The sequence below is a fragment of the Streptomyces sp. NPDC086777 genome, assembly GCF_040702065.1.
In the GTDB taxonomy this organism is placed as follows: domain Bacteria; phylum Actinomycetota; class Actinomycetes; order Streptomycetales; family Streptomycetaceae; genus Streptomyces.
This window is the reverse complement of record NZ_JBFBJI010000005.1, coordinates 219305-231028: the sequence shown is the minus strand read 5'-3', so window position 1 is coordinate 231028 and position 11724 is coordinate 219305. Positions and strand designations below refer to the sequence as shown.

Sequence of the window (11724 nt, the reverse complement as noted above, 5' to 3'; positions counted from 1 at the left end):
CACCAGGAACTCCGCTGCCTGCTCAGGCACCTGTCACCAGTTGCTCAGATCGACGCCCACCTGGTCGAAGCCCTGGTTGTACGTGCCGTTGTTGGTGCAGTCGTAGTGCGAGGAGTTCGTGCCGTTGCGGGCGACGATCGAGGACTCGTACCAGTTGGCGCCGCCGTTGCCCCGAAGGCAGTGAGCCATGTCCTTGCCGCCGTCCTGCCCGGACACCCAGACGAGCGACTGCTGGTAACGCTGGTAGCGGCTGTCCCAGTTGTTCGCCACGAACTGGTAGTTGCCGGTCCTGCCGGAGTCGTTGTACGCACCGGCTTGTGTGACGTTGCCGGTCTTCACCTGTGTCTGCGCCTGCGCGGCGCCGGCGGTGAGGCCGATCGTGGCGCAGCAACCTGCGACTGCGAGCGCGCCGAGGCTTTTCCAGTTGCGAGCCATGGTTGACGACTGCTCCTTCTGCCGGTTGGCCGAACGGGAGTGGTGCGGCGGTGCGGAAGAGACGCTATGGACACAGATCCGTCGGTCGTCCTAGATTCGTCCTAGTACGAGGCCGGCCGGGGGACGCGCTCATCGACACGTACCAGGGGGAGCATGAAGTTCGGCTTACTGGGGCCGTTACACGCCCAGATCGCCGGAGACACGGTTGCGTTGAACGGACCGCGGCAGGCCAAGATGCTGGCGGCACTACTTCTCGACGCCAACCACATCGTGACCACGGAACGTCTCGTCGCCGTGATGTGGGACGCGAACGCGCCTGCCACCGCGGTCCGTCAGGTCCAGGACGCCGTCTCCGGGCTGCGCCGCAACCTCGTCTCCTGCGGCGCCCCCGGCACCCTGATCAGCACGCGGCGCGGCGGCTATGAGATCCACCTGACGCCGGGCCAGCTGGACCTGCTGGAGTTCGACCACCGACGACACCTCGCCGAACAGTCCACGAGCCCGGCCGAAACAGCAGCCGCACTGCGGCACGCACTCGCTTGCTGGCGCGGGCACGCCCTGCTCGACATGCGCAGCCAGGTCCTGGAGATCGATGCGGCACGGCTGAACGAGTTACGCGCGGCCACCCGCAAACGGTGCCTGGCCGTCGAACTGGAGCTGGGGCGGCATCGAGAGGTCGTCGACGAACTGACCGCTCTGCGCCGCGAGCATCCCTACGACGAGCAGGTGGCCGAACACCTGATGGTCGCGCTCTACCGCTGTCGCAGACAGGGCGAGGCGCTGCGGGTGTACGAGGGGCTGCGCAGGACACTGGCCGACGAACTCGGCGTCGATCCCACCCCGCCACTGCAGGCGCTGCACCAGCGCATCCTCACCGCGGATCCCGGACTTGCCCCCACACCCCCCACGCGGAGCCCGTCGGCTCCGCCACCGGAGAGCCCCGACCCGGTGGTCTCCGGGCTCGCGATGGCGATGCCGGTACGGCAACTTCCGCTCGACGTGCCCGATTTCGTGGGCCGGGCCGACGCGCTGGCCGAGATCTCCCGATTACTCGACGTGTCGGGGCCGAACCGGGCGCCGGTGGCCATCGTCGTGGGCGGTCCAGGCGTCGGCAAGTCCTGTCTGGTGACGCACGCCGCACGGCTGGCGAGCCGGCTCTTCCCCGACGGGCAGCTCTACCTCGACCTCGCGGCAACCTCGGACGAGCCACGGGACCCGGCGCTGATGCTGGCCGAGGCGCTGCGCGCCCTGTCGATCGCCGGCAGCGCGATCCCGAACGGCCTGTCCGAACGGGCCGCGCTCTACCGGTCGTTGCTGGCGGACCGCCGCATGCTGGTGGTGCTGGACGACGCCGGTCACGCCGACCAGGTGCTGCCGCTGCTGCCCGCGGCCGACGGCTGTGCCGTGCTGATCACCAGCCGCACTCTGCTCACGCACCTTCCCGGTGCCCGCCACATCGACCTGGACGTGCTGAGCCCGGCGGAGGCACGAGAGCTGTTCACGGGAATCGTCGGACGGGAGCGGGTCGAGCGGGAGCCGGCGGAGGCCGACGCGATCCTCGACTGCTGCGGCAACCTGCCGCTGGCGATCCGGATCGCCAGCGCCAGACTCACCGGCCGTCCGGCCTGGTCGCTGCGGGTGCTGCGGGAACGGATCGAGGACGAGTCCCGACGGCTCGCCGAGCTGAGGATCGGGGATCTGAGCGTGCGGGCCAGCGTCGATCTGAGCCTGCGGTTGCTGCCGGCCGACGCGGTGCGGGCGCTGAGTCTGCTGGGTCTGCTCGGCGCCTCCACACTGCCCGGCTGGGTGGTCGGACCGTTGCTGGACCGCTCGGACGCCGAGGACGTGCTGGACACCCTCGTCGACGCCAGCCTGGTGCGGCTGACCGCCACCGACGCCCTCGGCGAGCCGCGCTACCGGCTGCACGACCTGATCAGGACCTGCGCCGTGGAGATCGCCGCGGAGTTGCCGACGGCGGACAAGCGGGACGCGATCGTTCGAGTGCTCTCCGTCTGGCTCGATCTGGTCGGGCGCGGTACCGACCGGCTGCCGGGCGGACTGCTGGCCGCCGCGCCCGGTTCGGCACCGCGCCGGTCGCTGCCGGACGGGGTCGTCGACCGGCTCATGGCCGATCCGTTCGGCTGGTTCGACACGGAACGCGACAACCTGCTCGGCGCCGTGCAACTGGCCGTGGACTGGGGCCTGGACGAGGCGGCCTGGGAGCTGGCCGCGGGTACGGCGACGTACTACGACCACCGGTGTCTGTATCAGGACTGGCAGCACGGTCACCGGCTCGCCCTGGACGCGGCGGAGGCCGCCGGCAACGCGCGCGGGGCATCGGCGCTGCTCCGCGGTCTTGGCCAGTTGCATATCTACCAGGACGAGTTCGACCGGGCGACCCGTGCCCTGGAGTCCTCCATCGAGCTGTGCCGGGACGGCGCCGACAAGCGCGGCGAGGCGCTGTCGATGGCGACCCTCAGTACGGTCAGCCGGGTGCAGGGCCGTGACGACGAAGCACTCGAACGGGTCGAGCAGGCACTGGCCATCGCGGTCGGCGAAGGCGACCGGCGCATCGAGGCCCAACTGTCCTGTTCCATGGGCGTGATGCGCCTCATGCAGGGGCGACTGGAGGCGGCGGAGTCCTGGTTCACCGGAGCCCTGCGCCTGGCCGGCGAGCTCGACGACGAGCACCGCGTGGCCGTCGTGCTGCGACGGTTCAGCCGGTTGCACGACCGGCGCGGCCATCAGGACGAGGCGCTGCGCTGCCTGGAGCAGGCGCTGACCACCTTCGAGAACCTGGCCGACGAGCGGTGCGCCGCATACACGTTGCTGGAGATCGGCCGCGTGCACGCCGGCCAGGACGACCGGGACCTGGCGAGCCCGGCGTTGGAGCGCGCCGCGGCCCTGTTCCACCGGCACGGCGACCGCCAGGACGAAGCCACCTGCTGGCAACTGATCGGCGACCTGGAGGCCGCCGCCGGCCTTCACGATCCGGCGCGCCGGCATCGCGGCCGGGCACAGGTGCTGTGGCAGGCCATCGGCGAGATGAACCGGACGCACGCCCCCGCACGCCCGTCGTCGCCGTGAACCGCGTCGGCGTCGAGCACGCGGGAGGGCGGCGCGGTGCCCCGCCCACGAGCACACCCTCCAAGCCCCGCCGGTGACTCGATCGGCCATACGCCGACACGTACGGTAACGGGAGGCGTGTCCCGGAGTGCAAGGCTGCAGGGCGGGGGGCACCGCGCACACCAGGGAGCAGACAGGCGCACGCTCCGGGCGTGCCGCACGATCGAGGTCGCGGCTCTGCTCGGTGCGCGGCGCAACGGTCAGGCCGTGCTCCGATGGTGTCGTCGGTAGTGCCGTGCGGAGCGAGCCCGGTTGCCGCAGCTCGTGGAGCACCATTCCCGGCGGGGGTGGTTCTTCAGGAAGTACAGGACGCAGCCCGGTGCCAGGCAGGCGCGGAGCTGGTGGCGGGAGTCCTGGCTGAAGAAGACGACCGCCTCTTCGGCGATGGCGGACAGGACTGCCCATGCCGCCTTTCCGCCGGTGTGCCCGTGGCGTGCGGGTTCGGCACCCGGGGACCAGCGCAACACCGGCCAGTGAGGTGTCTCGCCGGCAGCCTCGTTGAGCACCTGAACCGCCGTGGACAGATCAAGGATCTCGGACGCGGCTCCGGGTCGTGGCTCCTGGGTGACCTCCGCGGCCAGTCGGCGGAGGGCGTCACGCAGGCTGATCAACCGGTCGCCCAGCCGGTCGAGGTCCGGTGCGGTGAGTCCGTCGAGGTCGTCCGCCGTCATCAGGTCTGTTCGGGGGCAGACGGAGGACAGCCATGCTTCGACGCCCCTCGGGTCGCGCAGCGCGTCGTACCGGCCGTGGCGATCCGCCCAGATGGTGTTCATCAGCTCCACGGGAAGCGGCTCGCCCATGAGGGGTGCCTTGGTGTCCATCTGCCCAGGCTACAGCACTTCTAACGGTTACATATGGCTCCAATCGTTTGACACGGGCGCCGGGCCGCGTCAAGATGTATCTAACGCTTCACTTGCTTCGTAAGCGTTAGATCGTGCGACGGGAAAGGGGTGGCCGCCATTCCGGCGCATGGGGAAGGAAGACTGATGATCGACTCGATGCGCACCGTGCATGAGGGTTTTCACGACGGCGAGCTGTCCGTTCAACGCCGTGCGGGGGTAGCCGGAGAGGCTGCCCGGCTCAGAGGCATGCTGGCTCCCGCGCAGCTGCGCAGCGGGGTCTCGCAGTTCTTGGCGGATCGCACCTTCGCGGCGATCACCGGCCGTGACATGGACGGCCGGCTGTGGATCACCCCGCTCGTCGGTCCCCCCGGCTTCCTGCGCGCCGTCTCACCGGATGTCCTGCACGTGCAGGCGCTGCCCACGGAGGGGACGCCGCTGCGGCGACTTCCCGAGCATCAGCCGGTCGGGCTGATCGTCATCGAGTTCGCCACGCGTCGACGACTGCGCATCAACGGCACCCTCACCCGGGCCGACGAGAGCGGGCTGTACGTCAGCGTGGAGCAGCTGTACGGCAACTGCCCTCAGTACATCCAGGGCCGGCACCTTCACACCGCGCCCGGTTCGGCTGTCGGCGCGGGGCCGGCACGGCGAGGAAGCGCTTTGACGCAGGACGACATCGCCCTGGTCCGACGGTCCGACACCTTCCTGATCGGCACCACCCATCCCACCCGGGGCAACGACGCCTCGCACCGCGGCGGGTCGCCGGGATTCGTCCGGGCCGAGAACGGGCGGCTGTGGTGGCCCGACTACTCCGGCAACAACATGTTCAACACCCTCGGCAACCTCAGCACGGACCCCGCCGCGACGCTCGTCTTCTTGGACTTCGCCACCGGACGCGGCCTCCACCTGTCCGGACACGCCGAGCTGGAATGGACGGGCCCGGGCGTCACCGGCGACGACGACGGCACCGGCCGCCGAGTGCACTTCTACCCCGAGCACCTGGTGGCCGACCTCGAACTGCCCCTGAGAGCAGACTCCGTCGCCGCAGCACCCGACACCCCTCCGCTGACCGACTAGCTCCCCGGATGCATAGGCGCCACGGTCAGGACACCGGCCCCTCTGTCATGCGCGGACGAGTGTCAGGACCTCGTCCCGTATGCGGTTCAGGGTCGACGACTCCGTCGCTTCCACGTTGAGCCGCAGGAGCGGTTCGGTGTTGGAGGGACGGAGGTTGAACCACCATGTGGGGGCGGAGACGGTGAGGCCGTCGAGGTCGTCGGTGGTGACACCGGGACGCGCGGAGAAGTGCTCGCGGACTGCCGCGAGGGTGGACTGCGTGTCGCGGACGGTGGAGTTGATCTCGCCGGACGCCGGCATGCGCTGATAGCGGCGCATCAGGCCGGACAGCGCCTCTGGCTGTGAACCGAGAGCCGCGATCACATGGAGGGCGGCGAGCATGCCGGTGTCCGCGTTGTAGAAGTCCCGGAAGTAGTAGTGCGCGGAGTGTTCGCCGCCGAACACCGCGTTCGTCCGGTTCATCTCCGCCTTGATGAACGAGTGACCCACCCGGGTGCGAATGGGCGTGCCGCCGTGCTCGCGGACCACCTCGGGCACCGTTCTCGACGTGATCAGGTTGTGCAGCACCGTGCTCCCCGGATGCTCGGCGAGCAGCCGGACGGCGATCAGTGCGGTCACCGCCGACGGCGTCACCGCCTCGCCGCGCTCGTCGACGACGAAACAGCGGTCGGCGTCACCGTCGAAGGCGAGCCCCAGGTCGGCTGCGTTCTCCCGCACCGCGTTCTGCAGGTCGACGATGTTGGCCGGGTTGAGCGGATTGGCCTCGTGGTGCGGAAACGTCCCGTCGAGCTCGAAGTAGAGGGGGACGATCTCGACCGGAACCTTGCCGAGGACGGCCGGCGCGGTGAGTCCGCTCATTCCGTTGCCGGCGTCCACCACGATTCTGAGCGGGCGGATACCGGAGAGGTCGACGAGCGAGAGCAGGTGGGACGCGTACTCCTCCAGCATGTCGCGCCGGACGACGGAACCCTCGGGGCGTCGCGGTTCGGGCAGGCCCTCACCCGCGGCCCAGCGTTCCACGAGGGCGCGGATCTCGCGCAGTCCGGTGTCCTGCCCGATCGGAGCCGCGCCCGGACGGCACATCTTGATGCCGTTGTAGCGGGCCGGATTGTGGCTGGCCGTGAACATCGCGCCGGCCAGCCCCAGGGTGCCGCTGGCGAAGTACAGCTCGTCCGTGGAACACAGGCCTATCTCGGTGACGTCGGCTCCCTGCCCGGCGGCACCGCGCGCGAAGGCCGCGGCGAGGCCGGGCGAACTGGAGCGCATGTCGTGGCCCGTCACGATGGCCTCGGCACCCGTCGTCTCGACGAAGGCCGCGCCGAACAACAGGGCAAGATCTTCGTTGAGTTGTTCGGGTACGACGCCTCGGACGTCGTAGGCCTTCACCACTGCGGACAGGTCGGCGCCTGACAGGTCACTCACTGCGGGTACTCCTCAAGAACGATCCAGACGGTGGTGTCCTGCGGGACATCCCTGCCGTCGAGCGGTGCGCTGGACAGCAGCACCCGGGCACGGTCGTCCAGCCTGACGGGGTGCGCACCGAAGTTGACCAGGCACCGCAGGCCGGCCGACCGGTCGAAGGCGAACCATTCGCCGCTCGCGGGGCCCTGCAGGTGCAGTCCGGTGCGTATGGGCGGGTGGGCGCGCCGCAGGTGCAGCGCCGCGCGGTACAGCGTGAGCATGGAGAAGGCGTCGTCCCGCTGAGCCGCCACGGTGAGAGCCGCCCAGTCCGGCGGCTGCGGAAGCCAGCAGCTGTCGGGGTCGGCGTCGCTGAAGCCGTACGGCGGGACACCGCCCGTCCAGGGCAGGGGCACCCGGCTGCCGTCACGCCCTCGGACGAGGTGCCCGGAGCGTTCCCACAAGGGGTCCCGGATCCGGTCGTCCGGAACGTGGGCCTGCGGCAGGCCGAGCTCCTCGCCCTGGTACACGTAGGCAGCCCCGGGAAGGGCCAGCATCAGCAGCGCCGCCGCACGAGCGCGCCGCTCGCCGAGTGGGCCGCCTCCGTAGCGGGTGACCGGCCGCACCGCATCGTGACTGGACAGCACCCAGGTCACGGGAGCGCCCACCGCGGACATGGCCTGCACGGACCGGTCGATCACGTCACGCATCGCCGGTCCGTCCCAAGCGCTCTCCAGGAAGGCGAAGTTGAAGATCTGCTGCATCTCGCCGGGCGCGACGTAGCGTGCCAGGCGCTCGCGGTCGAAGACGCCGGCCTCGGCGACCATCACCCGCTCGTGCGGCGGCACCGCTCCCGCTGGGGCGGGGTGGTTGTCCAGGAGGGTCCGCCACCTTCGGAACTGCGGGTGCAGCTCCTCCTGGTCGTAGTAGGGCATCAGATGGTTGCGGTGCACGTCCTGGTGCTGGCCGGGACCCGCGTCGGGCAGGCCCTCCGCCTTGAACAGGGTGTGCGCGACGTCGACGCGGAACCCGTCGACGCCCTGATCCAGCCAATGCCGGAGTATCCGCTCGAACTCGGCGGGCACCTCGGGGTTGCGCCAGTTCAGGTCAGGTTGCTCCGGGGCGTGCAGGTGCAGGTACCACTGGCCGGGGAGGCCGTCCGCCTCGTCGATCCGGGTCCAGGCGGGACCGCCGAAGGCGGACTGCCAGTCGTTGGGGGGCAGTTCACCCTTCTCCCCGCGGCCGTCCCGGAAGAGGTAGCGCTCCCTGGCCGCAGACCGCGGACCGGCGGCGAGCGCCGCGCGGAACCAGGGGTGCCGGTGCGAGGTGTGGTTGGGGACCACGTCCACGAGGACCTTGATGCCGAGCGTGTGCGCCTTCGTCACCAGGGCGGCGAAATCGGCGGCGGTTCCGAGGTCGGCTGCCACGCCGGTGTGATCGGCGATGTCGTAACCGCCGTCCGCCAACGGCGAGGGGTAGAAGGGGGTGATCCACACCGCGTCCACGCCCAGTCCCGCAAGATGCTCCAGCCGGGCGGTGGCACCGGGGAGGTCGCCGACGCCGTCCGCGTTGCCGTCGGCGAAGGCCCTCGGGTGTATCTCGTAACAGACCGCCTCCCTCCACCAGGGGGAGGGCGCGACGGGTACGGGCGTCACGGTCATCGCGCGGCTCCGTCGAGGACGGGCGCGGTGAGGGTGACGGTGCGGCCGCTCCGTGCGGAACGGGTGGCCGCGTCTGCCACGGCCACGGCGGTCAGGCCCGCCGTGGCGTCGGCCTGCGGGGTGCCACCGTGTTCCGCGCAGTGCAGGAGGTCCGCCATGGCCGCCCGCACGCTCTCGGTGTACACGTACTGCTTGCGGTCCTCCCCGCCGAGGTCGACGACGCACTCCACCCGGTGCGGCACGCTGCGTGACACACCCCGGCCGCGGGCCGGTTCGGCCGACCCGGCGTCGCGGGTCACGGACACCGTCACGCGCTCCTGCCCGTGCGGCCGCAGACCGTCGACGGCGAGCAGTTCGGCGGCCCGTGCGGGCAGCGCCTCCCAACGGACCGCACCCGCCTCGTCGGTCCACGCGGTGATCGTCGCCCGGGTCGGGATCCAGCCGGTGACACGGGCCTCCGCGAAGCCGTAGTCGAGCCGCATCAACTGGCGCTCCGCGCGGTGGGCGTGGGTGAAGGAGTGGGTGTGGGTGGCGACGGCGCCGCCGGGGTGGACGGCGGTGGCCACCACGATGTCCACGGGACCCTCGGCGCGCCGCACCTCGGTGCCCTGCACCTGGAACGGGACGCTGCCCATCAGGGCGTTGGCCGCGTCGAAGAAGTGCACGCCGTGCTCGATCTGGATGCCTCCGCTGTACGCCGGGTCCCAGAACCAGTGCCCGGGCCCGAGGTCCTCGTCGGAGGCGTCGTTCTCGAAGGCGAACCGCCGCAGCGGGTCCAGCAGACGCTCCTCCTCGAGCCGCTTCAGCAGCCGCAGGAGAGGGTTGTAGCGCAGGACGTGGTCGATCACGAACACCCCGCGCGAGCCGCGGGTCTCCGCCTCCACCCGCGCCGCGTCCGCCACGCCGAGGGCCATCGGCTTCTCGCAAAAGACGTGCTTGCCCGCCCGTAGTGCGGTGACCGCGGCGTCCGCGTGCGCGGCCGGCGGGGTGGCCAGCACGACCACGTCGACGTCCGTCGCCGCGGCGACCTCCGCCACGCTCGCGTGGACGGCCGCGCCGTACCGGTCGGCGAGCACCTGGGCCCGCCCCCGGTCGGCGTCGGCGCACGCGACGACCCGCAGCGCGGGAATGTCGTGTATCGCGTCCAGTACGAACGTGCCGAAGGCCCCGCAGCCGACCAGGGCGACGCGGCGCCCGGTACGGCCGGAGGTCACGCGGACCGGTCCAGGCGGGCGACGCCGATGTGCGCGTCGGCCATGCCGTAGAAGACGTAGCGCACGCCGTCGATCTCCTCCACGGCGGTGGGGAAGACCACGTTGGGTACGGTGCCCGAGCGCTCCTCCTCGGTCTCCGGGGCCATGAGCGGTTCCGCGGTGCGGGCGATGACGCGGGAGGGGTCCGCGGGGTCGAGAATCATCGCGCCGGCCGCGTAGTTGACCGTCTGGACCTGCGCGAAGGGGTCCTCGATGGTGCCCGAGACACCGTGGTGGATGAGCAGCCAGCCCTCGTCGACCCGGATCGGAGCCGGGCCGGCGCCGATCTTGAGCTCTTCCCAGGCGTACTCGGACAGCGCCACCAGGCGGTGGTGGCGCGGCCGGGTCAGGGCGCCGAGGTCCTGCTTGACCTCGTCCACCGGGACGTAGGAGATCCAGATTCCCGGGCGCTCGTCGGTCACCCCGGCCGGCAGGTGGACGCCCTCACCGGGCCGGAACCACCCGAGGTCCCACATCGGCCGGTGCAGCATGGCGTAGTACATCGCGCCGTCCGGGCCCGGCACGGGCTCGGGGAAGTGCACGACGTCCTTGTTGGGGAAGAGGTTGAGGTCGGTGTCGAGGTCGGGCTGGTAGGCGAACTGGATCGGGCCCAGACGCTCCCAGTGGACCAGGTCCTCGGAGACGGCGAGGGCGGGCTTGGGGCCGAGCGGACCGTAGGCCACGTAGGACATGACGTAGCGGCCGAGGTCCTCGATCCAGGTGGTGCGGGGGTCCTCGACGCCGGCGTTGTTCTTGCCGCGCTCCCAGCCGGCGTCGGGCGCGAGGACCACACCGCGCCGCTCGACGCCGGTGGGTACGCCGTCGTCCAGGACGACCTCGGCGAGGCCGACACGGGAGACGTTGCCGTCGGCGACCAGCCGTGGCAGCAGGTGCAGCGTGCCGTCGGGGGTGCGGCCGGAGGCCGGGTTGAGCACGCCCTCGACCTCGTTGGCCTCGCCGGGCAGGGGGGACATCACGACGCCGACCCGGGTCAGGGTGTAGGGGACAGGGGTGGTGGTGCTGTGGGACACGGAAGGTCAGCCCTTCGTTGCTGAGTCGATGTCGGTGGAGTTGAACCGGCGCTGGAAGACGAGATAGAGAGCCACCGCGGGCGCGGCCAGGACGCAGGCTCCGGCGAGGATGGTGCCGAAGGGGTTGGCGGCGGCGGACGCGACCGTGCTGATGTAGTTGGCCAGGGAGACGGCCAGCGGCTGCATGTCCTGCCGCTTGGTGACGAGGAACGGCCAGAGGAACTCGTTCCAGGGGCCGGTGAAGCTGAGCAGTACGACCGAGAAGAGGGCCGGCTTGCACAGCGGAACCGCGATGCGGAACAGGATCTGCAGTTCGTTCGCGCCGTCGATGCGGGCGGCCTCGAACATGGCGGCCGGCAACTGGAGGAAGAACTGGCGGAAGATGAACACGGCGCTCGTGTTGATCGCGAAAGGCAGGATCATGCCGATGTAGGAGTCGGCCAGTCCGTAGTCGCGGACGATCAGCACGTACAGCGGGATCAGCAGCAGCTGGAACGGTACGACCTGGACCAGCAGCACCAGCGCGAAAGTCGACCCGCGGCCGCGGAACTGCAACCGGGCCAGGGCGTACCCGGCGAGCAGGCCGAACACGGTGGTGCAGATGATCACACCGCCGGTGAAGATGCCGGAGTTGACCAGCGAACGGCCCAGGGAGATCGCCGAGTCGATCGCCGCGTAGTTGTGCAGGGTCAGGTTGGACGGACTGGGGAACGCCCCGGTGGGACTGGAGTCCGGCTCCTTCTGCAGCGATCCGATGATCATGTAGTAGAAGGGGAAGAGGAAGGCGAACGCGCCGATGAGCAGGGCGATCCGCGAGCCGATCGCCCGGGCGTGGGTGCGTGAGGGCCGCTCGTTCCCGGGGCGCTCGTCGGAGGGGCGGGCTGCGACGTCGGTGGTCATC

At 70.6% G+C, this 11724-nt stretch carries 9 protein-coding genes; 2 read left to right on the top strand and 7 right to left on the bottom strand.

Features of this window, described 5'->3' with window-relative positions; translation table 11 throughout:
• Positions 1–33 precede the first annotated feature (33 nt).
• A complete protein-coding gene (locus tag AB0472_RS09985; RefSeq protein ID WP_366355005.1) occupies positions 34–435 on the bottom strand; it encodes a hypothetical protein in 402 nt (133 codons plus the stop codon).
• A gap of 210 nt (positions 436–645) precedes the next feature.
• Between AB0472_RS09985 and AB0472_RS09980 the strand changes: the two genes are divergently transcribed.
• Positions 646–3522, top strand: a complete 2877-nt coding sequence (locus AB0472_RS09980) for a BTAD domain-containing putative transcriptional regulator (RefSeq protein WP_366355003.1) — start codon at positions 646–648, stop codon at positions 3520–3522.
• A gap of 239 nt (positions 3523–3761) precedes the next feature.
• Here the strand turns inward: AB0472_RS09980 and AB0472_RS09975 are convergent, their stop codons facing one another.
• The gene (locus tag AB0472_RS09975; RefSeq protein WP_366355001.1) at positions 3762–4382 is read right to left on the bottom strand and encodes a CGNR zinc finger domain-containing protein; all 621 of its coding nucleotides are present in this window, start codon (positions 4380–4382) and stop codon (positions 3762–3764) included.
• A gap of 165 nt (positions 4383–4547) precedes the next feature.
• Between AB0472_RS09975 and AB0472_RS09970 the strand changes: the two genes are divergently transcribed.
• Positions 4548–5480, top strand: a complete 933-nt coding sequence (locus AB0472_RS09970) for a pyridoxamine 5'-phosphate oxidase family protein (RefSeq protein ID WP_366354999.1) — start codon at positions 4548–4550, stop codon at positions 5478–5480.
• A gap of 45 nt (positions 5481–5525) precedes the next feature.
• Here AB0472_RS09970 and AB0472_RS09965 read toward each other — a convergent pair whose 3' ends face one another.
• Genes AB0472_RS09965 through AB0472_RS09945 form a run of 5 tightly spaced genes read right to left on the bottom strand, consistent with a single transcriptional unit; the run spans position 5526 to position 11723 of the window.
• Positions 5526–6902, bottom strand: coding sequence for a phosphomannomutase/phosphoglucomutase (locus tag AB0472_RS09965; protein ID WP_366354998.1), 1377 nt, complete (start codon positions 6900–6902; stop codon positions 5526–5528).
• Complete coding sequence (locus tag AB0472_RS09960) at positions 6899–8539, bottom strand: glycoside hydrolase family 13 protein (protein WP_366354996.1); 1641 nt, start codon at positions 8537–8539, stop codon at positions 6899–6901. Before AB0472_RS09960 ends, AB0472_RS09965 begins: the two co-directional genes overlap by 4 nt.
• On the bottom strand, positions 8536–9753 hold the full coding sequence (locus AB0472_RS09955) for a Gfo/Idh/MocA family oxidoreductase (protein ID WP_366354994.1): 1218 nt from the start codon (positions 9751–9753) through the stop codon (positions 8536–8538). Before AB0472_RS09955 ends, AB0472_RS09960 begins: the two co-directional genes overlap by 4 nt.
• On the bottom strand, positions 9750–10823 hold the full coding sequence (locus tag AB0472_RS09950; protein ID WP_366354992.1) for a glycosidase: 1074 nt from the start codon (positions 10821–10823) through the stop codon (positions 9750–9752). The genes AB0472_RS09955 and AB0472_RS09950 overlap by 4 nt, the downstream gene beginning before the upstream one ends.
• Before the next feature lie 6 nt (positions 10824–10829).
• A complete protein-coding gene (locus AB0472_RS09945; RefSeq protein WP_366354991.1) occupies positions 10830–11723 on the bottom strand; it encodes a carbohydrate ABC transporter permease in 894 nt (297 codons plus the stop codon).
• Position 11724: the final 1 nt, after the last annotated feature.

Excerpts from the sequence above, each read along its gene's own strand:
- AB0472_RS09960 (WP_366354996.1), bottom strand. The coding sequence starts at position 8,539 with ATGACCGTGACGCCCGTACCCGTCGCGCCCTCCCCCTGGTGGAGGGAG.
- AB0472_RS09970 (WP_366354999.1), top strand. The coding sequence starts at position 4,548 with ATGATCGACTCGATGCGCACCGTGCATGAGGGTTTTCACGACGGCGAG.
- AB0472_RS09985 (WP_366355005.1), bottom strand. The coding sequence starts at position 435 with ATGGCTCGCAACTGGAAAAGCCTCGGCGCGCTCGCAGTCGCAGGTTGC.
- AB0472_RS09945 (WP_366354991.1), bottom strand. The coding sequence starts at position 11,723 with ATGACCACCGACGTCGCAGCCCGCCCCTCCGACGAGCGCCCCGGGAAC.
- AB0472_RS09975 (WP_366355001.1), bottom strand. The coding sequence starts at position 4,382 with ATGGACACCAAGGCACCCCTCATGGGCGAGCCGCTTCCCGTGGAGCTG.